We start from the raw sequence: 23,187 nt of genomic DNA on the forward strand, positions 1-23,187 counted from the left end.
GGCGGTTGTCAGCATAAAAAAAAGCCTGATAGACAGGCTATCAGGCTTTGAAGGGATCCGTGAAACCGATTTCCAAGGGATCCAAGGAGACAACTGGGTTGGAAAAACCGAATCGTTCAGAATCAAGAACTTCATCTGCACTTGAAGGTTTTTCCAGAAATTCGAATACCGGGGATTCGGGTGTTTGAACCCGAAATCCTCTCATGCACACCTGCTGGCAGTCACCAGGTTCAGGCGATCAGGCACCAGTGGTGCGACGGCGGGTAGCAGCAGCGGTCTTGGCGGCGTTGGTCGCGCTTTCGGTCACTGCGTTGAAGTTGGCTTGTGCCACGTCAGTGGCTTGCTTGACGGTTTTCTGAACCGATTCAAAAGCGTTGTTGGCGGCGGACAATGCGCTGCGAACCACTGCGACGGAAGCTTCGCTGCCGGCAGGTGCGTTCTTGGCGGCAGTTTCCACCAGCTTGTTCACGGTTTCCTGGGCTTCGCTGGCTTTTTCTTCCACAGCCTTGGTGAATTCGCTGCTGTTGGTGGAAGCGATTTCGTACAGCTTGCGGCTGTAGCTGGCGGCTTTTTCAGCCAGGGGTTGCAGCAGGCTGGTTTGCAGGGCAGCCAGTTCCTGAACGTCTTTGACGGAGAGAACGGCCTGGGCGTTCTTGGCGGCATCGTCCAGAGCTTCGCGCGAAACCTGGATGTTCAGTTCGATGAGTTTTTCAACGCCTTCGAAGGCTTTGCTGGTCAGGCCGAACAGTTGTTCGATGTTGGCTTTGTGAGCGGCAAGCAGTTGTTCTGGGGTAAAGGACATGGCAATCTCCAAATGTTCTGACGGTGGTGATTAAAGTGGGTGCGACATTGCTGAACAAAACACTTCTGATTTTTTGTCTAGCTTTGCCACTGTATCTTCGGCATGACAGGAACCATTTCTGCGATCGCCACCGGGCTAACCGCCTGCGCAATTCCGGCTCTGCTGAAAAACGCTTGACGCTTCGTGCAGTTGTATGTTGCATTGCAGCATCGGTGACATTCTAAAACCAGTTGGAAGGCGAATGCAAGCCTTTTTGTTGCGATGCAACAAATTAATTTTTCTTTTTTTATCGCCTGGGGTTATGGAATCGGAGGCACAGGGAAAACCCTGGTGGCGGCAGTCGGCCGCATGTCCTGCTGAAGATGTCTGGATTGTGCGATGCAAGCATGGCATTTTCATGGCAACTCTTGGATTGCCAAGGAATTGTGGCACACGCGAGCGGCATACAGGGCCAGTCAAGTCGGTGCAGGGGCTGGATGGCCGTGACTACGGTAGTAAAATGCCGCAGTGGTTCGCTATTCCTTTCTTTTTCCTTGTGTTCCGTTTCGTGTCGAGGCGCAGATGCCGCAGCGGCTGTGGTGTGCTGTAGTGCCTCGGCCTTTGATTCCGACGCTGGCCTGGCTGCCCGCCCAGGGTGAGCCTGTGTGCATGGAATGGATGAGGGCCGGGTTCAGGCGGTGGTTGAATGCGTTCGTGCAAACCAGCCGTCAGACCACGCGCGACCGAATTTGACGCTCCCTGTGCTGTTCAGGCACAGCCACCGCGCTCGATTCTTTGGTTCACCGCATTGCCCAACTGGTGCAACCGATTGATGCTGCATTCTTCATTCCCGATTTCCCCCTGTCTGTCCGGGTGCGTCAAGGCATTGCCAACGCCACCGGGTCAGGCATGAAAGTTTTTCATCCATGTCTCAAGATTCCAAGCCATCCACAGCGGATTACCGCAAGAAACTCAATCTGCCCGATACGCCATTCCCCATGCGCGGCGATTTGCCCAGGCGCGAACCAGGCTGGGTGCAGCAATGGGAGCAGGAGGGTCTGTACCAGAGGCTGCGCGATGCCAGCAAGGGTCGCCCGCTGTTCGTGCTGCACGATGGCCCGCCGTATGCCAATGGCAAAATCCACATCGGCCACGCGGTAAACAAAATCCTCAAGGACATGATCGTCAAGTCCCGCCAACTCGATGGCTTCGATGCCGCCTATGTGCCGGGCTGGGACTGTCATGGTCTGCCCATCGAGAACGCCATCGAAAAACTGCATGGGCGCAATCTCAGCCGCGACGACATGCAGGCGAAGGCGCGTGGGTTCGCGCAGGAGCAGGTCGAGCAGCAGATGGCCGACTTCAAGCGGCTGGGCGTCTTGGGCGACTGGGAGCATCCGTACAAGACCATGAATTACGCCAATGAAGCCGGTGAGCTGCGGGTGCTCAAGCGGGTGATGGAGCGGGGCTTTCTGTACCGGGGACTGAAGCCGGTGTACTGGTGCTTTGATTGCAAGTCCTCGCTGGCCGAGTTCGAGATTGAATACGCCGACAAGAAATCAGACACGCTGGACGTGGCATTCAAGGCCGCGGATCCCCAGGCACTGGCCACAGCCTTCGGCTTGCCGTCTCTGCCGGATGCGGCCAAGGATGCTTTCGTGGTGATCTGGACCACCACGGCATGGACGATTCCGGCCAACCAGGCCTTGAACCTGAATCCGCAGATCGATTACGCGCTGGTCGATACGCCCAAGGGTTATTTGCTGCTGGCGGCCGTGCTGGTGCAGCGGTGTCTGGAGCGTTTTGGTCTGCAAGGTGACGTGGTGGCAACGGTGCCTGGCCAGCAACTGGCAGGGCTGCAATTCCAGCATCCGCTGTATGCGGTGGATGCGGGGTATCGCCGTCTGGCTCCGGTGATTCTGGCCGATTACGCCACCGCCGAGGATGGCACGGGGATTGTGCATTCCGCTCCTGCCTATGGGGTGGACGACTTCAACTCCTGCACGGCCCACGGCCTGAAGCACTCCGAGATTCTGACCCCGGTGCAGGCCAACGGCGTGTATGCCGAGGACTTCCCGCTGTTCGGTGGCCAGCATATCTGGAAGGCCGTTCCCGTCATTCTGGATGCACTGCGGCTGGCGGGGCGTTTGATGGCAACCCAGACCATCAGCCACAGCTACCCGCATTGCTGGCGGCACAAGACACCGGTGATCTACCGTGCCACGGCCCAGTGGTTTGTGCGCATGGATGAAGGTGAGGGCGTGTTCGCCCAGGAGCGGCCTGCGGCCACGCTGCGCCAGACGGCACTGGCTGCCATCGAGCAGACGCAGTTCTATCCTGCCAACGGCAAGGCACGGTTGCACGACATGATTGCCAATCGCCCGGACTGGGGCATTTCGCGCCAGCGCAACTGGGGTGTGCCCTTGCCGTTCTTCCTGCACCGCGATACCGAGGAGCTGCATCCGCGTACGCTGGAGTTGCTGGATCGGGCCATCGAGATCGTGGAGCAGGGCGGTATCGAAGCCTGGAGCCGCACCACGCCCGAAGAGATTCTGGGGGCGAACGAAGCCGGTCAATACAACAAGGTGAACGATATTCTGGATGTCTGGTTTGATTCCGGCTCCACGTTTGCGCATGTGCTGCACGGAACCCATGTCGAAGTCGGCCATGCCCACGGCCCCGAAGCCGATCTGTACCTCGAAGGGCACGATCAGCATCGTGGCTGGTTCCATTCTTCGCTGCTGCTGTCCAGCGCGCTCAATGGCCGCGCACCCTACAAGGGGCTGCTCACCCACGGTTTCACCGTGGATGGCCAGGGCAAGAAGATGAGCAAGTCGCTGGGCAACACGGTGGCCCCACAAGAGGTTAGCAACAAGCTGGGCGCGGAGATCATTCGCCTGTGGGTGGCTTCCACCGACTATTCGGGCGATTTGGCGATTGACGACAGGATTCTGGCACGGGTGGTGGATGCCTACCGGCGCATCCGCAATACGCTGCGCTTTTTGCTCGCCAATACCAGCGATTTCGATCCCCACACCGATGCGGTGCCATTGGAACAGATGCTGGAGATCGACCGCTACGCGCTGGCGCGTGCCAGTGCCTTCCAGCAAGAGGTGCTGGCACATTACCAGGTGTATGAATTCCATCCAGTGGTTTCCAAGTTGCAGGTGTACTGCTCCGAAGACCTGGGGGCCTTCTATCTGGATGTGCTCAAGGATCGCCTCTATGTCACACAGGCCAAGAGTCTGGCGCGGCGCAGTGCGCAGACGGCACTGTGGCACATTACCCATGCGATGTTGCGCTGGATGGCTCCCTTCCTGAGTTTCACGGCGGAAGAGGCGTGGCCGATTTTTGCGCCGGGCCAGTCCGAATCCATTTTCCTGGAAACCTTCCATGACGTGCCCGTGGCGGACGATGCCCATGCACTGGTGCAGAAATGGCAGCGGGTGCGTGAAATCCGCGATGCAGTGAACAAGGAGATCGAGACGGTGCGCGCTGCCGGGCAACTGGGTTCTTCCCTGCAAGCGGCAGTGCGGATTACCGCTGCGCCAGAAGATTACGCATTGCTCTCCAGCCTGGGGGACGATCTGAAGTACGTCATGATTACTTCGGTGGCAACCTTGCTACAGGCTGATGCCCTGCATGTGCAGGTGGAGCTGGCACCGGGACAGAAATGCGCTATGACCTGGCACTACAGCGAGGATGTGGGCCGAGATACCCAATACCCGGAACTGTCGGCACGCGCCATCAGCAACCTGTTCGGTGGCGGTGAGGTGCGTACGATCGCCTGATACGAGACAACAACACCGGCTGATGCCGGTGTTTGTCGGTGTATGCCAGAACCCGCTGCTGGCTGGCAGCAGGTTCTTGTCAGGCCGTTATTCCGGCAAGATGGGCCGGGCTTGGGCCGCCGCAGCGTATTGGCCCACCAATGCCAGCAACTCCTTGTCGGAGTAGGGCTTGCCCAGGTAATGATTGGCACCCAGTTCGTTGGCGCGTTCCTTGTGCTTTTGCGCTGTCCGGGAGGTAATCATGATGATGGGCAGGTCTTGCCATTGCGCCTGGGCACGGATGTGGCGCAGCAACTCGAAACCGTCCATTTTGGGCATTTCGATGTCGGACAGAACCACGGTGGGACGTTCCTGTTTCAGCTTTTCAAGGGCTTGCACGCCATCGGCTGCCAGTTCCACGCGATAGCCTTCGCGCTTGAGCAGGCGTTGCGTGACGCGGCGCACGGTGATCGAGTCGTCCACTACCAGCACCAGCGGCAGGTTGGATGCCACCGAGCGGGTAAAGGCCGATTCGCCCAGCGCAGGCATGTGGTGCTCTGTAGTGCCATTGCTGTCTCCCCGTGTGTCAAGGGTCTGCTGGCCGTGAGACTTGTTCAGGGCAATGAAGTTGTAGATCAGCAGGATGGCACCGCTTGCCAGTACCGACATGCCGGTCAGGCCGTCGATGCTGGCAATCTGTGGTCCCAGGTTCTTCACCACGACTTCCTGGTTACCGATGATTTCATCGACGTGCAGAGCCAGCCGTTGGGAGGCACTGCGCACCAGAATGATGGGGGTGGTGCCTTCGATGCTTTCCGTGCTTTGAACCGAATGCTGCAACAAGGCTCCGGCCCAGTAGAACGGAACGAGCACGCCGGCTTCGGCAAAATGCCGGGAGGCATAGGCGCGGGAGAGTTGCTTTGGGTCGGCCCGGTGGATGTTCTCCACCTGGTTGGCTGGAATGCCGAGGGTGATGTTGCCGATGCGCACCAGCATCACCTGTGTCACAGCGGTGGTCAGCGGCATGACCATGCGGAAGGTGCTGCCACGCTGGGCCTCGGTGCTGGTTTCGATGCGACCGCCCACGGTGTTGAGTTCAGTGCGCACGACATCCATGCCGATGCCTCGTCCGGCCAGTCCGGTGACCTGCTTCATGGTGGTGAAGCCTGGCAGGAAAATCAGATTGGCCAGTTCGTCATCCGACAGGGTTTGCTCGGCCTGAATCAGGCCGCGTTCCAGTCCCTTGGCGCGAATGGCTGGCAGATCCAGTCCCTTGCCATCATCGTGGAATTCGAAGGCCACATCGTTGCCCTCCTGGCTGACACGAATGCTGATGATCCCGGTGTCTGACTTGTGCAGGCGCAGGCGTTCTTCGGGCATTTCGATACCGTGGCTGACGCAGTTGCGCAACAGGTGTTCGAAGGCAGGGGTCATGCGATCGAGCAGACTGCGGTCGATTTCGATGCTGCCGCCATCGATCTCCAGGTGGATTTGCTTGCCGGTTTCGAGGGCTGCCTGGCGCACCAGTGCATGCAGGCGTTCGGTGATGCTGTTGAATTCCACCATCCGGCTGCGCAGCAGATCGCGTTGCAACTCGCGGCCTTTCATGCCTTGCTCCACCAGATCGTCTTCCGCACCCGACATGGTCACTTGCAGGCCGCGCTGCACGGTGGCCACGTCATTGACGGTTTCGGCCATCATGCGGGTGAGTTCCTGCACACGGGTGAAACGGTCGAATTCCAGTGGGTCGAAATCGGAATGTTCCTTGCCCAGGCTCATGCGCGATTGCATCTGCGATTCGGCCTGCACTTCCAGTTCTCGCAACTGGTGGCGCAACCGTTCCAGACTGCCAGTCATTTCCTTGAGGGAATGGCTCAACTGTTTGAGACGCGATTCTGCCCTGGCGCGGGCAATCTGGATTTCACCGGCCTGGTTGATGAGGCGGTTGATGAGGTCGCTGCGCACCCGCAGGGTCTGCCGATTGACCGGTGCGGGCTTGATGTCCAGCGGAGTCGGGCCGGGCAATTCGGCGTGCCGACCGGCTGTCCAGTAGTGCGAGGAGTCGTCGTCGGATTCTGTGGGCGTGGGTTCGGGGCCTTGTGCCTCTTCTGGTGCGAATGGCTGGCTGTCGTAGGCGTGCTGCTCTTCCCGTACGATCGAGGCATCCGGCTCGTTGGCAAGACGAGCATCGTCAGACGAGGACTCCTCTTCTGCTGTGGGGTGGGAGGCGACGGCGGGTTCTGGAATGGGGGCGGCCACCAGGGTGGCCTGGGGAGTGCTGCGTACGATGTCGTAGACCGCATGAATGTCGCCCAGACCGGCATTCGGTGTGGCCAGCATACCCTGTTCCAGTGCGGCATTGGTCTTGCTGCGCAAGGCATCGAATGCGGCCTGCAAGTGGTCGTACTGTATCAGCAGCGGTGCAATGCTGTGGGCATCGCATGTTTCCAGCACACCGATGGAGGACTCGAACTCATGCGCCATTTCCCCCAGGTGCATGGCACCGGCCAGACGGGAGCTGCCCTTGAGCGTGTGCAAAATGCGCAATGCTTCGCGCCGGGCATCGCTGTGTGCCGGATGATCGGCCCAGCGGCGCAGGGCACCGACCAGTTGGGGCAGCAGATCGATCGCTTCTTCTTCAAAAATCGGAAAGAGGTCGGCATCCACCTGATCGGACAGCACGTCCTGATAAGGATGCGTTGCAGCGTTGCCGATATCCAGTTGCGCCAATTCCGATTCCGGTCCCCACGCAGTCGGTGGTGTGGTGGCGGTTTCTGGCGTAGTGGCCGTGGGGGTAGCTGGTTTGCCATGTACCGCAGAGGTTTCCTGTGGCGGGGCTTCTGCGACTGGAACGGGCTGTGGCCGTTCGGTGGCAGTGATTGTGTCTGCCACCACTTCGGTGGTGCTTGCCACTGGCTCTGGATCTCTGTCGCGGTCAGTGCCCTGCTGTGCATGGGACGTGAGCGGTGCGATGGTTTCGCCCTGGTCTTCCGAGGCCAGCGGAATGTATTGTCCTTGCAGACGCATGGCATCGGCAGAATCGATGAATGGTTGCGCCTGCCAGTGTGCATGGTCGCGCATGTAGATGTCGGCCACCCAGTTGTTCATGGCGGTCAGCACCTGGGTACACAGGGCTTGAATCGATGGGTCGAAGGGCTTTTGTCCGGCCAGCCAGGCATTGAGCAGTTGCTCCATGGCCCAGGCGGCTTCGCCGAATTCCATCAGTCCGACCATGCGGGAGCTTCCCTTGAGGGTGTGCAGGGCACGGCGCAAGCTGGTTTGCTGTTCGGTGTCGGCGGGGGCCAAGGCCAGTTGGGCCAGTGCGGCCTGGGCATGGTCGATCACTCCCTGGGCTTCGTCCAGGAAGATGCCCAGCAGATCGTCATCGTCTTCCTCGAGGGCGGCGGGAGCAGCTTCTGCTTCGGCAGGCGGCGGCGTGGCTTCGATGGCCTCCACTGTCTCAACCGGTTCGCCGCCATCGGGCAGGGCAATCGGGTGCTGTGCTGGTGCGAAGACTGCCCCGGTGTCTGTGGGTGCAATTTCGGGGATGTCCGACGGCAGGTCTGCTGCCGGGCTTTCGATGGACAGGGTGCTCAAGCCCAGATCGAAATCGAGTTCGAGGGCCGGCAGTTCCGGTTCCGATGGCGCGGGTGTCTCTGCCTCCACTGCGGTGGGGGCCGCTGTGGTTTCGGAAGTGTCAGAGGCATGCTCTCTGTATTCCGTCTGGCCTGGCTCCTCTGGTGGCAGTGTCAGGGGGGGCAGTGTCGCTGATGCGGGAGGTTCGGACTGTTCGGTGGGAAGTTCCTGTGGTGGCAACAGGGACAGTCCCGTGCCACCGATGGCAGCAGCTACCAGGGGTATGACACTCTGTGCAGTTGCAGTTGCAGTTGCAGTTGCAGTTGCAGTTGCAGTTTCGGGAGCTTGCGCCGCAGTGGATTCGACAGGGTCGGTTTCCTGTGCTTCTGCCCCTGTCACATAGGTGGATGGGACATCCTGCGGGCGTTCCTGCACAAACTGGAAAAAGTCTTCGTCGGCGTGGCCTGGGCTGCGGATGCTGTTCAGTGCGGGTTTGAGCGAGGCTGCGTCGGGGTCGTAGACGAACAGGTTCTGTGCGAGTGCGGGCTGATAGGCCAGCATGTCGAGCTGGAGACCGAGTGCGCCGATGTTGTTGCCGATCTCGGCAAAACGCGCGTCGTTGTGATCCAGCGTGGTACTTGCACTGTCGTGGGTCTGTGCAATGAAGGTTTGCACCTGCTCCGAGACGCGTTGCGCCACCAGAGCTGCCTGCTCCAGACCGAGTATGGCGAGGATGTTGTGGATTTGCTGGAGCTGGTCGGGCACGCGTTCCAGCGTGGCAGTGTTTTCGGGATGCTGGAAGAAGACATCCAGGCCCATTTCCACTTCTGCCAATACCACCCGCAATTCATTGGCCAGGTCTTTGGTGGTGTGGGCATCATTGACTTGTTTGTACAGGGCTTCCATCCACGGGGTGATGGGAAGGTCTTGCCCGGTCTTGCGAACGCTTTCCAGCCGCTGGTGCAACTGGGCCATGTGCTGTTCGGTATCCAGGCTGTGCAGACCGCGCTTGGTCAGCAATGCCTGTACATACAGTATGTCTGCGGCAATTTCCAGCAGCAAGGCATGCGAGGGAGTCTGGCCCGAAGAGGCCCAGTCACTGGCGGCATCCACCAGGCTCTGGGTGAAATCTGCGCTGCCGGGAACATGGGGTGGCAGGCGGCGATTGAGCTCCTTGAAATGCACCAGGCATTGCGACAGGCCATGGGTGCTGCTTTCACCTATGTCCGAGCAGCTTTGTGCAATGTCGTCCAGCAGTTTGTCCAGGGCTTCTTTTTCGTGCGCTGGAATCAGCCAGAAGTACTGGCGGTTGTAGTCGAACGGGACATGGCGGTTCAGTCCGAAAGCCGTGCGCACTGCATCCAGAATGGGGCTGGGCTGACGCCCGTCCGGCTGGGCCTGTGCGCAGAAAAAAAGCAGGTCCTGCATCCCTTTGGGAATGACCTTGGTGCTGTCTTCCGCCATGGAGGCATATTGCACCAGCACCCGGCTGGCCGTGCGCTTGACGTAGATGTCGCTTGCCAGGGTGCCATGGGCGAGTGCCTCGAAAAAACCGGCAGCGACTTTCCAGAATGTGCGCGCCTGGAAGTGGCTGCTGTCGGCGGCCAGCCCCAGGCAGATCCTGACCAGTTGTCCCGCCGCTTCGTGCTGTTGTGTGCCCTGGATGATTTTCAGCACCATCTGGTCGATCAGGTCGCGCACCCTCTGGCTGGGGGCGAGGGGTTTGGTGGGCACGGGAATGTCCGGCTCGTGCAGCTCACCCTCCAGGCTCCACAGGTCGGCGGGGCTGGCCGGTGGAATGCTGGCGGCCAGTGTGCGGATGTTGCGGTAGGGCAGAAACAGGGTCAGGGCCGGTGTGTTTTCACCCTGCAACAGGCTTTCCATGTATTCGGCTACGGCCTGGCCAGCCTGTTCCAGGGTATGGACGGCTTTGTCGGTGCACAGGGCCGGATCGGCGATGAAACGCTCCACAGCCACCTCGCCATGGCGCAGCACCATGGCTGGCATGAAGGAGCCCACCATGTCCAGCACGCCGCAGATCTGGTGAAACTGGTTCCTGGCCGGTTCCAGAAGGGTTGTATCTCCGGGGTTTTTCTGGAACTGGCGCAAGGCCTCGATGCCTTTGCTCCATGTGGTACGCATTTCTGCCAGCACCCAGGCCAGTGACCCCAGGTCTTCTTCCATGCGGTGTTGCGGTGTGTCCATGTAGTTCCCTGTTGCAGATGTCATGGTGTGAACGGGCTTCTTCAGGCAATCTTGAATCGGGCAATCGACTGGTGCAGCTCCTCCGCCACCTGCGACAGCTCCTGCACCTGTTGTGTCGTGGAGCGGGTGCCCTCACTGGTCTGTTCCGTGACCACGAAGATGTGCTGGATGCTTTCGGCCACCTGGTTGGCCAGTGTGGCTTCGTGCAGCGCGGTGTCGGAAATCTGCTCCACCAGTTTGGACAGTGTGCGCGAGACCTGGTCGATTTCGCTCAGGGCCGTGCCTGCGCGGTCGGACAGGCTGGCTCCTTCGACCACCCCCGCAGTGCATCGCTCCATCGCGGAGACTGCATCCTGCGTGTCGGACTGAATGGTCTTGACCAGTGCGGCAATCTGGCGCGTGGCATCGGCAGAACGCTCGGCCAGACGCTGCACTTCCTCTGCCACCACGGAGAAGCCGCGTCCAGCCTCGCCTGCCGAAGCGGCCTGGATGGCGGCGTTCAGGGCCAGCACGTTGGTCTGTTCGGTAATGTCGGAGATCAGTTCGGTGATTTCACCGATTTCCTGTGACGACTCGCCCAGCCGCTTGATGCGCTTGGACGATTCCTGAATCTGGGCGCGGATGGCATTCATGCCGCCGATGGTGTTCTGTACCGCCTTCATGCCCGACTCTGCTGCCACCCGCGATTGGCGGGCCACGCTGGAGGATTCCTGTGCCTGCGCCGATACATGGTTGATGCGCTGGGCCATGTCGAGAATGGAACGGCCGGTTTCCAGAATTTCGCGCAATTGCTCGTTGGAGGCTGCCAGCAGCTTGCTGGAGGTGGTGCCCACTTCCCCGGTGGTTTCGGCCACTTTGCTGGCCGATGCCTGCACACTGGAAATCAGGTGGCGCAGTTCCTCGATGGTGTAGTTGATCGAGTCGGCGATGGCACCGGTGATGTCTTCGGTCACGGTCGCTTCCTGCGTCAGGTCGCCTTCGGCGATCAGCAGCAGCTCGTTCATCAGGCGCAGAATGGCGGCCTGGTTGGCATCGTTGAGGCGTTTGGCATCCTGTTCGCGGGTGCTGGCCGCTTGTTGCTGGGTCTGCGCCTGGGCATATTTGTTGCGACTGGCCAGAATGTGGGCGCGTGCCATCAGCCAGCCACTGCCGGCACTCAGGACGATGCCCAGGGCGATCAGCAATATGCCGTACCATGGCCAGCCCAGTTGGGCATGGCTCTGGTCGCGCAACTGGGCCAGTGTCGGCAGCATCTGATCGGTATGGTGTGCCAGTTTGTGCAGGGCATCCTGGGCCTGCTGTGCGGGCTCCACGGTGGACTGGATGGTCTGGAGGCTGGCGTTCAGGGCTGTGTGCAGGCCCAGGGCCTCGATGATGAGGCTCAGCGACTGCTGGTTGGCCGCCACGGTCTGTTCGCGCAATTGCTGCAAGGCAGACCCCGCAGACTGGAATGCCTGTTGCAGGGCTTCCTGCACGGCACTGTTGCTGGCGTTGGACAGGCGCAGCACAGCCACGGCATTGTGCATGCTTTCGCTGCTGGCCAGAAGCCGTCTGGCGGCAGACTGGATCGGGCTTTGCCCGGAGGCGGCACTGAGGTTGCTGGCCAGCTCGCTCAGATGGGCTGTGGTGCTTTCGATGTTGGCAAAAGCCGCTTCGCGCTCTTCCAGGGCACGCGAACCCGTGGCCACCTGCCAGGCGATGTTCTGGATTTCACTGCCTTTTTGTACTACCGGGCCGACACTGTCTCCGGCCAGGCCGGATTGTTCCAGCTGGCCTATGGCTTGCAGCAGTGCACCGGTGCCATCGGGGATGGCCTTGTAGGCCTGGGTCTGGCCACTGATGCCGTTGGTGGCTGTGACGTTCAGGCGTTGTGCCTGCACCAGGGTGTCCGTCGCGTGGGTGTAGCGCAGACTGCGTTCATGGGCCTGCCAGCTGCCCAGCAGCAGTCCCACGACGGCCAGGGCCACGCCTCCCGCGAACGCGCCGCTGAGGCGTCGGGTGTGCTGGCGCAGGGGAGCGGCACCCAGCAGCGGCAGAAGAACCGGATTGCTGTCCGGGCCGGACGCATCAATCAGGGATGCACTGTCGTGGCCTTCCGCATCGCTGGGATGGGCATTCGCTTTTTCAGGAAAAGACGCTGGCGAGGGCTGTTCCTGCGCCAGTGATTCGGCCGTGTCATGACGGTCTGCCAGAGCCGGGCTGTGCGGGGTGGACGGGCTGGAGGAGGGTGTCTTGTTCATAAGGCGAGGCGGATGACGATGCCATCACTGACTGATCGATAAAAACGCTTGCGACTGTGCCAGCTTCTGGAGGTTGATTTCCTGCCACTGGCGGCCGGCGCGATCACGGTAGGTATTGCCCAGCCATGGGAATTCCGATGGCTGTGGGCGTTGGGCTTGCACAAAATCGTGGATGCTTTTCAGCCCCACGACCCGGTTCACTGCCAGTGCCGCATTGATCTCAAGCACCGGATTGAAGGTCAGCAATTTGCTCTCGCCCTGCACCTGCTCATGGAACCCGGCTGCGGGGCGGCCCATGAGTTGCTCCACATCGGTGACTCCCACAAGCTGCCCACGCAGGTTGGCCACGCCCAGGAACCATGGCCTGGCGTAGGGAACGGGTTGAATGGAGGTGTAGGGGAAAATCTCCGAGGCGTGACTCAGGGGCACCAGGTAATGCTGCTGACCAATTTCGACTGCCAGCCATGACGATACCCGCTGTCCCTTCGAGGCCACTTCCTGGGTGCGTGCCGCAATGCGTTCCTGAAGGCGGTCACCGCTGGCTTCTTTCTCGGTGAGAACTGGTGCAGACATGGGCGTTCCTTATTTGCTTTCCAGCGCGTCCATGGTGGACTGGAGCTCCTCGGCCGAGACCGGCTTGGTCAGGTAGCCACTGGCTCCCTGGCGCATGCCCCAGACGCGATCGGTGGCCTGGTTCTTGCTGGTGCAGATGATGATGGGAATGCCCGCATATTGGGGGTCTTTGGTGATGATGCGGGTGAGCTGAAAGCCGTTCTTGCCGGGCATGACCACATCCATCAGGATCAGGTCGGGCCTTTCTTCGGCCAGCCGCTGGTAGGCCTCGTCGGCGTTGGAAGCCAGGCGGACCTGAATCCCTCTTTTTTGCAGCAAGGCACTCAGATAGGCTTGCTCTGTGCGCGAGTCATCGACCACAAGTACTTTCTGGATAGACATCTTTTTCCCTTTTTTTACACATCAGGTCCGCACAGCCAGCGACTGCACGGCCTGAAGCAACTGATCCTTGGTGAATGGCTTGGTCAGGTATTCCTCGCTGCCGACCATGCGGCCACGCACCTTGTCGAAAAAGCCGTCCTTGGATGACAGCATGATGACCGGTATCTTCGCAAAACGCGGATTGCGTTTAATGATAGAACAAGTCTGGTATCCGTCGAGTTTGGGCATCAAAATGTCACAAAAGATAATGTTCGGCTTGCTGTCATTGAGCTTGGCCAGTGCGTCGAAGCCATCCTCTGCCAGCACCACGCGGTGGCCACCTTGCTTGAGGAAGATTTCCGCACTGCGGCGAATGGTGTTGCTGTCATCTATCACCAGAACCGTGAGAGTTTGATCCGTCATGAGAGCTTCAATAGAAAAAGTTAAGGGGCACTCGCAGTGCGTCGCTTGATGTGGCATGACACCACAGTATTATTGACCGTGCGGTGCCGGTTTGCCGATGCCTTGAAGCAGAGACGGCACAATTGGGCAGCCACGGCATACATTCGCACATTTCGGGCCAAACCTGCCAGGAACCTCCAGCCCATGGGGTTTTGCAATATTCGGCTGTAAATATCACAAAAAGAAAAAATTGTAATATCAGGCAGAAAGAATGATTGCCCCATAAGCCGGCATGGGCCGATTGAACCATGAATTTTTGAAAGATTGTTACATTCTCCAGCCATGCAAACGAATATTCAACTCTTTGAGCGCGCCTGCCGCAGTATTCCCGGTGGGGTCAATTCTCCTGTACGGGCTTTCCGGGCAGTCGGTGGAACGCCTGCTTTTATTGAGCGAGCGCAAGGTGCGTACATGTGGGACGCCGAAGGGCGGCGTTATATCGACTATATCGGCTCCTGGGGGCCGATGATCCTGGGGCATGGCCACCCGGCCGTGCTGGAGGCGGTGTCGCAGGCCGTTTCGCAGGGGCTGTCGTTTGGTGCGCCCACCGAGCGTGAGATCGAGCTGGCCGAGGAGATCATCGCGCTGCTGCCTTCGGTGGAAATGGTACGGCTGGTCAATTCGGGCACGGAGGCCAGCATGAGTGCCATTCGCCTGGCACGCGGAGCCACTGGGCGCAGCAAGATCGTCAAGTTCGAGGGCTGCTACCATGGCCATGCCGACGCGCTGCTGGTGAAGGCCGGTTCCGGGCTGGCGACCTTTGGACAGGCCACCAGCGCGGGGGTGCCTGCACCGGTGGTGCAGGATACGCTGGTGCTGGCCTACAACAGCGTGGAACAACTGGAGCAGGCATTTGCGCAGCATGGCGCGGACATCGCCTGCGTCATCATGGAGCCGATTGCCGGGAACATGAATTTCGTGCGCGCCAGCCTGCCTTTCATGCAGCGTGCGCGGCAGTTGTGCAGTGAACACGGCGCGCTGCTGATTATCGATGAGGTGATGACGGGCTTTCGCGTGGCCTTGGGTGGCGCGCAAAGCCTGTACGCGCAACAGATTCCCGGCTTTGCCCCCGATCTGACGGTGATGGGCAAGGTGATCGGCGGCGGCATGCCGCTGGCAGCCTTTGGTGGCCGACGCGACGTGATGGAGCACCTTGCCCCACAGGGCGGGGTGTACCAGGCGGGCACGCTGTCGGGTAATCCGGTGGCCACTGCCTGTGGACTGGCCACCTTGCGCCAGATTCAGCAACCGGGCTTTCACGCCCGTCTGGGTGAGCGCACGCAACAACTGGTACAGGGGTTGCAGACCGCCGCCGCCGAGGCTGGACTGGCCCTGTCGGTGGACAGTGAGGGGGGGCTGTTTGGCTTCTTCCTGCTGCCGCAGTTGCCGCAGAACTACCAGCAGGTCATGCAAAGCGATGGCACGCAGTTCAACCGCCTGTTCCACGGCTTGCTGGAGCGCGGCGTGTATCTGGCACCTGCGCTGTACGAGGCGGGCTTTGTCAGTGCCGCCCACACGGAAGATGACATCGCCCAGACGCTGGAAGCGGCTCGGGCGGTGTTCCGTCAGATGGCTCAGGCTGCCTGAACGTCAGGAATATCAGGCTTCGCCTGCCGGAGGCGAGGCATTGGGGCAACCCAGTGCCCAGGAGATGGCCTGTGCCGTGGCGCGCAGCTTGGGCTGCCAGCTCTCTTCCAGGCGATCGGTGGGCGCAGAGATGGACAGGCCGGCGATCAGCCGGTTCTGGTCGTCGTGGATGCCTGCCGCAATGCAGCTCACGCCCAGTTCCAGTTCTTCGTCGTCGCGGGCGAACTGGTGCTGGCGAATGCGAGTGAGTTCGCGTTCGAGGTTTTCCAGCTTGGTGATGCTGTTGCGGGTGTTGCCGGCCAGCCCGGTGCGGGTGGCGTAGGCGCGTACCCGCTGGGGTTCGTCGTCGGCGAGGAACAGCTTGCCGGTGGAGGTCAGGTGCAGCGGCGCGTGGCCGCCAATGGCACGCACCACCTGCATGCCCGAGCGTTCGCTGCTGCGCTCGATATAGACGATTTCATCGCCCTGGCGGATGCTCAGGTTCACGGGTTGCTGGGTGACGCGGTGCAGTTCGCGCATGCGCGGAATGGCCACTTCGCGCACGCTCAGGCGGGCCTTGACCAGATTGCCCAGCTCCAGCAGGCGCAGGCCCAGCCGGTAGCTGCCGGAGTCGGGGCGTTCCACGACGCGGCCAATCACCAGGTCGTTGAGGATGCGGTGGGCCGTGGAGGCGTGCAGCCCGGTGGCTTCGCTGATTTCCTTCAGCGAGACGGCTTCTTCACGCGCAGCCAGCACGGCGAGCACGGCATAAATGCGTTCGATGACCTGAATGCTGGGGGTTTGACGGGAAGCGCAAATGGGTGTTTTCATGGTGGGTGTGGGAAAAAGCGGCGTGTGTCGGGTGTCCGGTGTTTCCCGCAAGAACAGTGCCTGTGCCTTCCGTGCGCGAATCGCCGCGCAGGATGGACGGCGACCCGGGCTGTGGCCGGTGCGATCTTATCGCTGTTCTGTGCCGACTGCGCCGGGTCAGATCGTTAAAACGGTCGCATGGATGAAAAATGCTGCACTGCACTATTGTGCCAGATGCCACCGCTGCGAATTTCATAGGGCTGAAAGCGCGTTTTGTAGGCCATCTTGGGGCTGTCGGCAATCCAGTAGCCCAGGTACAGGTAGTGCAGCCCCATGCGCCGTGCCAGTTCCATCAGCCAAAGGATGGCATAGGTGCCGTAGCCGCTCTGCGCCTGCGGCTCATAAAACGTATAGACCGCCGAGAGGCCGTCGGTGAGCACGTCGATGACACTGACGATGCGCAATGGCCCGGCAGCATCGACCGGATCGGTATTGGATGGCGGTTCGCAAAATTCCACCAGCCGGGTATCGACGCGGCTTTGCAGCAGAAACTGCGCGTAGTCCTGCGGGTTGTCCATGCCGCCGTCGGCGTGGCGGTGCGCGAGGTAGCGTTGGTAGAGTGCGAAGTGCTCCTGCCAGGCCTGGGGTGGCAGCAGGCGGGCCTGGAGCGACTGGTGCTGCTTCCAGGTGCGCCGCTGGCTGCGGTTGGGCGTGAAGGTGTGAACCGGTATGCGCAGGGACTGGCAGGCCTGGCACTGGTCGCAATGGGGGCGGTAGGTGAACAGCCCACTGCGGCGAAAACCACGCTCCACCAGTTGCGAGTAGACGGCCGTGTCCACCAGTTGTCCTGGCGTGGCCACCTGGGAGCGTGCCACCTGTCCCGGCAGATAGCTGCACGGGTAGGGCGCGGTGGCATAGAACTGCAAGGTTTGCTGAATGGCGCGGTTCATGGGGCAGGCTCCGGTGCGCGGTCAAAGCGGCACTACCGAGTCGCTGGCCGTGGGCTGGCAGCCATCGGCCACGGGTTCCCAGCCATGGCGCACCACCACATGCTGGCTGTCGTGGCACAGTTCCACGCGCTGGCTGGAGGGGTGCTGCTGGCGCACGAAGGCCTCCAGCGTAGCGGGCAGACTGACCTGCAATTGCAGGGCGGCTCGGTCTTCGCGCGGGTGGTCGTTCAGGTGCACCAGCGGCACGAATACGGAGGCCAGCATCAGCCACGGTGGCTGCACGGCCACGGGTTGCGGCGCGTAGTCGGCCTGTTGCAGCCATGCCTGGGCGCGGGCACGCAGGTCGTCACCGTCGGGCAGTTGGCCCCAAGCGGTGGCCAACAACTCCAGCACCCACTGGTTGCAGTTCTGGTAGCGCAGGCTGAACGGGTAGGCGTTGGCACTGTAGCGTGCGGCCAGCAGGCGCAGGGCGCGCGGGGTATCCAGTGCCGTTTCGTGCAGTGCCTGGGCGGCTTCGGCTGGCAGCCGCACCAGCGAGATGTAGCCCAGCGTCGGGTTGTCCGTGCCCATGACGAAGCCGGCCAGCCCTTGATCGAAGATGCGGGGCCGTCCTTCGTCGCAGGCGTAATAGAGCTGGCGTGCCGACCACATGCCGCGCTCGTTGCGCCACGCAATCGCGGCGTGCGAGTAGCGGATGTCGAAGCGCGACAAGTCCAGCCCGGAGCGGCTGATGAGTACGGCTTCGCCATCGGCCACCTGATCCAGTTCCGTGCGCACCACGGCCGCAAAGCGCAGCAGGATGTCCTGTTGCACGGCGGTCAGTTGGGGGGCACGGTCGCAGAAGTGCGAGACGGTCGAGGCGGTGGAACCTTGCGATGGGGAGGAGGCTGCATCAGGGCCGGAGCCGGGGCTGATGGCACAGCCACCCAGCCCGATGGCCAAAGCCAGCGTGGCCACCCATGCGGCAGGCGTTCGGCAGACCCTGGCTGGGCCGAAGCGTGAGAACAGCGGTGTCACAGCGCGGCGAGCACCGGGCGCGAGGCCAGTTCATCGTGCCAGTCGTCGGCCAGCACCAGATAGAACGCCTGCTGGGTATCGCGCCGGGCAAACTCGAAGCCATAGACGCGCTTTTGCGTGCGCACCCAGTCGCCCTGACCCAGACCCTGCTGTGCCAGCACCTGGGCGGGCAAATCCAGCACCACGCGCTGCATGGCCTCGCCTTCGGACTGCATGGTCACGCGCATATGCTGCTGCCGACCGGGCGTGCGGGCCACGTCGATGATGCGGTAGTCGCCATCGGCCACCTGTTTGTCGCTGCTGGAGCTGTCGCTGGATGCGGTGAGCGAATCGGAGACACTGCCGCTGGCCGCTGATGTGGCACTGGAGGCGGATGATGCGAAGCTGTCTGCCCATGCGGGGCAGGCAAGAAGGGTGGCAGTGGCAAGGCAGGCGAGGCGCAGGCCGGAAGAGATGCTCATGGGAAATGCTCCTGGTGGCAAACGGGAATGAGTGACCATTTTAGATGCACTGTGGAATATTGAGCAGGCACGGATCGAGTCAGTCACAGCGTGGTCATGGATGAAATTGGTTATTTTTATATATCAATATAAATATATAAAAAGAACAAAAAAATGGTTTGGTGGCAGAAGGTCGTCTGCAACAATCACGCTATTTCGATCAGCAAAGGATCATCACGATGCAGAAAAGTATGTTCAAAACCGTGCTGGCAGGGCTGGCAATGGTATTGGTGGCCGGGCAGGCGGCAGCGCAGCAGGAGTTGCTGAATGCCTCCTACGATGTATCGCGCGAGTTCTACCGCGAGATCAACCCGGCATTTGTCAAGGCGTACAAGGCGCAGCAAGGCAAGGATGTGACCGTGAACCAGGCGCATGGCGGCTCCAGTGCGCAGGCGCGTGCGGTGAACGATGGCCTTCAGGCCGATGTGGTGACCATGAACACCACCACCGATGTGGAATTCCTCGCCAGCAATGGCAAGGTGGCGCAGGACTGGGCGAAGAAATTCCCGCACGATGCGGCCCCCACCACCTCCACGATGCTGTTTCTGGTGCGCAAGGACAATCCCAAGAACATCCAGGATTGGAATGATCTGGTCAAGCCCGGTGTGCAGGTGATCGTGGTCAATCCCAAGACCGGTGGCAATGGCCGCTACGCCTATCTGGCCGCCTGGGGTTCGGTGCTGAACCAGGGTGGCAGTGCCGAGGATGCGGCCCGCTTCGTCGGCCAGTTGTACCAGAACGTGCCGGTGCTGGGCAAGGGTGGGCGCGATGCCACGTCCATCTTCCTGCAACGCGGCATTGGCGATGTGCTGATTACCTTTGAATCGGAAGTGCTGTCGGTCGAGCGCGAGTTCGGCAAGGGCAAGGTGGATGTGGTCTATCCGTCCTCCAGCATCCTGGCGGAAAACCCCGTGGCCGTGGTCGAGACCGTGGTCAAGCGCAAGGGCACGGAAGAAGCCGCCAATGCCTACCTGAACTTCCTCTACACCGATGAAGCCCAGGAGATTGCCGCCCGCCACGGCCTGCGTCCGCGCTCCGAAGCCGTGCTGGCGCGACACAGCGAAGTGTTCAAGCCGGTGAAGCTGTTCACCGTGGCGCAATATTTCGGTTCGCTGGGGCAGGCGCAGAAAGAACACTTCAACGATGGCGGCCAGTTCGACAAGCTTTACCAGCCTGCCGCCAAATAAGAACGTGAACACGTTCCAAGGGAAAGTTTGCGGTATCGGGGGATAATGCGCCCCATTCTTCTGGTTCCAGAACGCCACTGTGTCCGCCTGCCGGGACAGTGGCGAATCGTTTTTTTGACCGCCTTTTTGACTGCCGTTCGTGCAGTTTCTGAAATCCATGTCTGTTGATGCACCGATTGCCGCCCCGCCGGGCACGCGAGGGGGCGGGCGCAGGAAAGCCCGCGTCATTCCGGGGTTTGGCCTCACGCTGGGCTATACCCTGTTCTACCTCAGCGTGATCGTACTGATTCCGCTGGCCACCCTGTTGTGGAATACCTTCGGCATGGGCTGGGAGCAGTTCTGGCTGGCCGTGGCCTCGCCGCGTGTGCTGGCCTCGTACCGGCTCACTTTTGGCGCATCGCTGCTGGCGGCCCTGTTGAACCTGGGCTTTGGCCTGTTGCTGGCCTGGGTGCTGGTGCGCTACGAGTTTGTGGGCAAGAAGCTGGTCGATGCGCTGGTGGACCTGCCCTTCGCCCTGCCCACCGCCGTGGCGGGCATTGCGCTGACGGCCCTGTGGGCACCCAATGGCTGGCTGGGGCAGGCGTTTTCTGCACAGGGGCTGCTGGGGCCACTGTTTGGCTCGGAGGGGCTGAAGATTGCCTTCACGCCGATTGGCGTGGTGATCGCGCTGGTATTCATCGGCCTGCCGTTCGTGGTGCGCACCGTGCAGCCGGTGCTGGAGGAGCTGGAGCGCGAACTGGAGGAAGCCGCCGGCAGCCTGGGCGCGACGCGCTGGCAGACCTTCCGCTATGTGATCTTCCCCGCCATCATGCCCGCGCTGCTGACCGGCTTTGCCATGGCCTTCGCACGGGCGATTGGCGAGTACGGCTCGGTGATCTTCATTGCAGGCAATATTCCGATGGTCTCGGAAATCACCCCGCTGGTCATCATCGGCAAGCTGGAGCAGTACGACTATGCCGGAGCCACCGCCGTGGCTCTGGTGATGCTGCTGTTCTCGTTCCTGATGCTGTTCGTCATCAACGCATTGCAGGCATGGCAACGCCGCCACGCAGGGGGTGAGTCATGAGCCATTCTTCCCGTCCCACCATTGCCACCACCGAATCGCCCTGGGTACGCCGGGGGCTGATCGGCCTGGCCTTCGTGTTCTTGCTGTTCTTTCTGCTGCTGCCGCTGGTGGCCGTGTTCGTCGAGGCCTTGCGCGCTGGACTGGGCGCGTATCTGGAGGCATTCCAGCAGGCAGAGACCCGTTCGGCCATCCGCCTGACGCTGCTGACCGCACTCATTGCCGTGCCGCTGAACCTGCTCTTTGGTGTGGTGGCGGCCTGGGCGATTGCCAAGCACGAATTCCGTGGCAAGGCATTCCTCATCACGCTGATCGACCTGCCGTTTTCCATCTCGCCGGTGGTGGCCGGGCTGGTGTATGTGCTGCTGTACGGCTCGAATGGCTGGCTGGGGCCGTGGCTGGAGGCGCACAACCTGAAGATCATCTTCGCCGTGCCGGGCATTGTGCTGGCGACCATTTTCGTCACCTTCCCGTTCGTGGCGCGGGAGCTGATTCCGCTGATGCAGGCGCAGGGCAAGGACGAGGAGCAGGCGGCCATTGTGCTGGGAGCGGGCGGCCTGCGCACCTTCTGGCGCGTGACTTTGCCCAACATCAAGTGGGGGCTGCTCTATGGCGTGATTCTGTGCAATGCGCGGGCGATGGGCGAATTCGGCGCGGTATCGGTGGTGTCGGGGCACATTCGCGGCCAGACCAACACCATCCCGTTGCAGGTGGAAATTCTCTATACCGACTACCAGTCGGTGGCCGCCTTCTCGGTGGCCACGATGCTGGCCGCGCTGGCACTGGTGACGCTGCTGGCCAAGACCGTGGTGGAGTGGCGCAACGAGGCCATGCTGCGCCGCGCCAGTGCCGCCACCGCCCCCGACGACGACAGCCAGGACGGTGCAGACCGCACCAGCGACGGCAGCAGGCCGTTCGTGGTGGTGGACTATGTGCGCTGCTGAAAGCAGTAAGCAGGACGAAATTTCATGAGCATTGAAGTCAGAAACATTCACAAGCAGTTCGGGGCGTTCACCGCCCTGAACGATGTCAGCCTGTCCATCGAGTCGGGCGAGTTGATCGCCTTGCTGGGGCCATCGGGCTGCGGCAAGACCACATTGCTGCGCATCATTGCGGGGCTGGAATCCGCCGACCGGGGAGCTGTGCTGTTCGCTGGGCAGGATGCCACCCACGCCCATGTGCGCGAGCGCAAGGTCGGCTTTGTGTTCCAGCACTACGCGCTGTTTCGCCACATGACCGTGTTCGACAACGTGGCCTTTGGCCTGACCGTGAAGCCGCGCGAGCAACGCCCCTCGCGCGAGGAAATCCGCGAGCGCGTCTATCGCCTGCTCAAGCTCGTCAAGCTGGAATGGCTGGCCGACCGCTTCCCGGCACAGTTGTCGGGTGGGCAACGCCAGCGCATTGCACTGGCGCGCGCACTGGCCGTCGAGCCACAGGTGCTGCTGCTGGACGAACCCTTTGGCGCACTCGATGCCAAGGTGCGCAAGGAACTGCGCCGCTGGTTGCGCCGCCTGCATGAGGAACTGCACGTCACCAGCATCTTCGTCACCCACGATCAGGAAGAAGCCCTGGAAGTGGCAGACCGCGTGGTGGTCATGAACAAGGGCCGTATCGAGCAGGTGGGCACGCCCCAGCAGGTCTGGGACAACCCTGCCAGCCCCTTCGTCTATGGTTTTCTGGGCGACGTGAACCACTGGCAGGGCAGTGTGCGCAACGGGGAGCTGCACACCCCCGGCCTGCCACTCGACCCCACCGCACTTGTACCCACCGCCAGCCTGCCATCCGATGGCAAGGCACTCGTGTATGTGCGCCCGCACGAGCTGGAGGTCACGCCAGTGGCGGCCAGCGAAACCGCCGCAGCAGCCTCAGGGCAGGGCGTGCGGGCACGCATCGACCGTGCCATGCTCATTGGCCCATTGGCCAATCTGGAACTAATCGTGCAATCCGCCCCCGAAGAGCCTGCCGCTGTGGCAGAAGCCAGTTCCCTGCTGGAAGTGCAGATGGCCGCAGAACGGTTTCGGGAGCTGGGACTGCGTGAAGGCGACACCGTATGGGTGACACTGCGCCGTGCCCGGGTATTTGTGGAAGGACAATGAATTGAACAAGATCGTGGATGTGCTGTGGGGA

16 protein-coding genes are annotated in these 23,187 nt (G+C 61.3%); 6 read left to right on the forward strand and 10 right to left on the reverse strand.

Features of this window, described 5'->3' with window-relative positions; all coding sequences use genetic code 11:
• Positions 1 to 238 precede the first annotated feature (238 nt).
• Positions 239 to 802: a phasin family protein gene (locus tag BUE21_RS09685; RefSeq protein ID WP_073356484.1), complete on the reverse strand. Its 564-nt coding sequence runs from the start codon at positions 800 to 802 to the stop codon at positions 239 to 241.
• A 905-nt stretch (positions 803 to 1,707) separates the two neighbouring features.
• On the opposite strand from BUE21_RS09685, the gene ileS reads away from it, so the two are divergent.
• Positions 1,708 to 4,572: an isoleucine--tRNA ligase gene (gene ileS / locus BUE21_RS09690; RefSeq protein WP_073356485.1), complete on the forward strand. Its 2,865-nt coding sequence runs from the start codon at positions 1,708 to 1,710 to the stop codon at positions 4,570 to 4,572.
• 87 nt (positions 4,573 to 4,659) lie between these two features.
• Here the strand turns inward: ileS and BUE21_RS15000 are convergent, their stop codons facing one another.
• Genes BUE21_RS15000 through BUE21_RS09715 form a run of 5 tightly spaced genes read right to left on the reverse strand, consistent with a single transcriptional unit; the run spans position 4,660 to position 13,928 of the window.
• Entirely contained in the window at positions 4,660 to 10,356 is a 5,697-nt protein-coding gene (locus BUE21_RS15000) for a hybrid sensor histidine kinase/response regulator (RefSeq protein ID WP_073356486.1), read from the reverse strand.
• A 17-nt stretch (positions 10,357 to 10,373) separates the two neighbouring features.
• Positions 10,374 to 12,572, reverse strand: coding sequence for a methyl-accepting chemotaxis protein (locus BUE21_RS09700; RefSeq protein WP_073356487.1), 2,199 nt, complete (start codon positions 12,570 to 12,572; stop codon positions 10,374 to 10,376).
• A gap of 24 nt (positions 12,573 to 12,596) precedes the next feature.
• Positions 12,597 to 13,145 carry a chemotaxis protein CheW gene (locus BUE21_RS09705; RefSeq protein ID WP_073356488.1) on the reverse strand — a complete coding sequence of 183 codons (549 nt, stop codon included), beginning with the start codon at positions 13,143 to 13,145 and terminating at the stop codon, positions 12,597 to 12,599.
• A 9-nt stretch (positions 13,146 to 13,154) separates the two neighbouring features.
• Entirely contained in the window at positions 13,155 to 13,526 is a 372-nt protein-coding gene (locus BUE21_RS09710) for a response regulator (protein WP_073356489.1), read from the reverse strand.
• Between the two features lie 21 nt (positions 13,527 to 13,547).
• A complete protein-coding gene (locus BUE21_RS09715) occupies positions 13,548 to 13,928 on the reverse strand; it encodes a response regulator (RefSeq protein WP_073356490.1) in 381 nt (126 codons plus the stop codon).
• A gap of 321 nt (positions 13,929 to 14,249) precedes the next feature.
• Between BUE21_RS09715 and hemL the strand changes: the two genes are divergently transcribed.
• Positions 14,250 to 15,554 carry a glutamate-1-semialdehyde 2,1-aminomutase gene (gene hemL / locus BUE21_RS09720; protein ID WP_084523136.1) on the forward strand — a complete coding sequence of 435 codons (1,305 nt, stop codon included), beginning with the start codon at positions 14,250 to 14,252 and terminating at the stop codon, positions 15,552 to 15,554.
• Positions 15,555 to 15,566: 12 nt separating this feature from the next.
• Here hemL and BUE21_RS09725 read toward each other — a convergent pair whose 3' ends face one another.
• The 4 genes from BUE21_RS09725 to BUE21_RS09740 all read right to left on the reverse strand — a co-directional run bounded on the left by BUE21_RS09725 (position 15,567) and on the right by BUE21_RS09740 (position 18,771).
• The gene (locus BUE21_RS09725; RefSeq protein WP_073356492.1) at positions 15,567 to 16,364 is read right to left on the reverse strand and encodes an IclR family transcriptional regulator; all 798 of its coding nucleotides are present in this window, start codon (positions 16,362 to 16,364) and stop codon (positions 15,567 to 15,569) included.
• A gap of 164 nt (positions 16,365 to 16,528) precedes the next feature.
• Positions 16,529 to 17,293 (reverse strand): arginyltransferase, encoded by a 765-nt coding sequence (locus BUE21_RS09730; protein ID WP_073356493.1) that lies wholly within the window; start codon positions 17,291 to 17,293, stop codon positions 16,529 to 16,531.
• A 21-nt stretch (positions 17,294 to 17,314) separates the two neighbouring features.
• Positions 17,315 to 18,208: a DUF2145 domain-containing protein gene (locus tag BUE21_RS09735; protein ID WP_234971113.1), complete on the reverse strand. Its 894-nt coding sequence runs from the start codon at positions 18,206 to 18,208 to the stop codon at positions 17,315 to 17,317.
• Between the two features lie 98 nt (positions 18,209 to 18,306).
• Positions 18,307 to 18,771 (reverse strand): hypothetical protein, encoded by a 465-nt coding sequence (locus BUE21_RS09740; protein ID WP_073356495.1) that lies wholly within the window; start codon positions 18,769 to 18,771, stop codon positions 18,307 to 18,309.
• 218 nt (positions 18,772 to 18,989) lie between these two features.
• Here BUE21_RS09740 and BUE21_RS09745 point away from each other — a divergent pair, with 218 nt between their 5' ends.
• The 4 genes from BUE21_RS09745 to BUE21_RS09760 all read left to right on the forward strand — a co-directional run bounded on the left by BUE21_RS09745 (position 18,990) and on the right by BUE21_RS09760 (position 23,156).
• On the forward strand, positions 18,990 to 19,997 hold the full coding sequence (locus tag BUE21_RS09745; RefSeq protein WP_073356496.1) for a sulfate ABC transporter substrate-binding protein: 1,008 nt from the start codon (positions 18,990 to 18,992) through the stop codon (positions 19,995 to 19,997).
• 157 nt (positions 19,998 to 20,154) lie between these two features.
• On the forward strand, positions 20,155 to 21,063 hold the full coding sequence (gene cysT, locus BUE21_RS09750) for a sulfate ABC transporter permease subunit CysT (protein ID WP_073356509.1): 909 nt from the start codon (positions 20,155 to 20,157) through the stop codon (positions 21,061 to 21,063).
• Positions 21,060 to 22,004, forward strand: coding sequence for a sulfate ABC transporter permease subunit CysW (cysW, locus tag BUE21_RS09755; RefSeq protein ID WP_084523138.1), 945 nt, complete (start codon positions 21,060 to 21,062; stop codon positions 22,002 to 22,004). The genes cysT and cysW overlap by 4 nt, the downstream gene beginning before the upstream one ends.
• A 24-nt stretch (positions 22,005 to 22,028) precedes the next feature.
• Positions 22,029 to 23,156, forward strand: coding sequence for a sulfate/molybdate ABC transporter ATP-binding protein (locus tag BUE21_RS09760; RefSeq protein WP_073356497.1), 1,128 nt, complete (start codon positions 22,029 to 22,031; stop codon positions 23,154 to 23,156).
• Positions 23,157 to 23,187 lie beyond the last annotated feature (31 nt).

This window comes from Lampropedia hyalina DSM 16112 (assembly GCF_900129055.1).
Lineage (GTDB): Bacteria > Pseudomonadota > Gammaproteobacteria > Burkholderiales > Burkholderiaceae_C > Lampropedia > Lampropedia hyalina.

Bases quoted from the DNA above. Each gene is read 5' to 3' on its own strand.
- BUE21_RS09685 (WP_073356484.1), bottom strand. From the start codon at position 802: ATGTCCTTTACCCCAGAACAACTGCTTGCCGCTCACAAAGCCAACATC.
- ileS (WP_073356485.1), top strand. From the start codon at position 1,708: ATGTCTCAAGATTCCAAGCCATCCACAGCGGATTACCGCAAGAAACTC.
- BUE21_RS15000 (WP_073356486.1), bottom strand. From the start codon at position 10,356: ATGACATCTGCAACAGGGAACTACATGGACACACCGCAACACCGCATG.
- BUE21_RS09700 (WP_073356487.1), bottom strand. From the start codon at position 12,572: ATGAACAAGACACCCTCCTCCAGCCCGTCCACCCCGCACAGCCCGGCT.
- BUE21_RS09705 (WP_073356488.1), bottom strand. From the start codon at position 13,145: ATGTCTGCACCAGTTCTCACCGAGAAAGAAGCCAGCGGTGACCGCCTT.
- BUE21_RS09710 (WP_073356489.1), bottom strand. From the start codon at position 13,526: ATGTCTATCCAGAAAGTACTTGTGGTCGATGACTCGCGCACAGAGCAA.
- BUE21_RS09715 (WP_073356490.1), bottom strand. From the start codon at position 13,928: ATGACGGATCAAACTCTCACGGTTCTGGTGATAGATGACAGCAACACC.
- hemL (WP_084523136.1), top strand. From the start codon at position 14,250: ATGCAAACGAATATTCAACTCTTTGAGCGCGCCTGCCGCAGTATTCCC.
- BUE21_RS09725 (WP_073356492.1), bottom strand. From the start codon at position 16,364: ATGAAAACACCCATTTGCGCTTCCCGTCAAACCCCCAGCATTCAGGTC.
- BUE21_RS09730 (WP_073356493.1), bottom strand. From the start codon at position 17,293: ATGAACCGCGCCATTCAGCAAACCTTGCAGTTCTATGCCACCGCGCCC.
- BUE21_RS09740 (WP_073356495.1), bottom strand. From the start codon at position 18,771: ATGAGCATCTCTTCCGGCCTGCGCCTCGCCTGCCTTGCCACTGCCACC.
- BUE21_RS09745 (WP_073356496.1), top strand. From the start codon at position 18,990: ATGCAGAAAAGTATGTTCAAAACCGTGCTGGCAGGGCTGGCAATGGTA.
- cysT (WP_073356509.1), top strand. From the start codon at position 20,155: ATGTCTGTTGATGCACCGATTGCCGCCCCGCCGGGCACGCGAGGGGGC.
- cysW (WP_084523138.1), top strand. From the start codon at position 21,060: ATGAGCCATTCTTCCCGTCCCACCATTGCCACCACCGAATCGCCCTGG.
- BUE21_RS09760 (WP_073356497.1), top strand. From the start codon at position 22,029: ATGAGCATTGAAGTCAGAAACATTCACAAGCAGTTCGGGGCGTTCACC.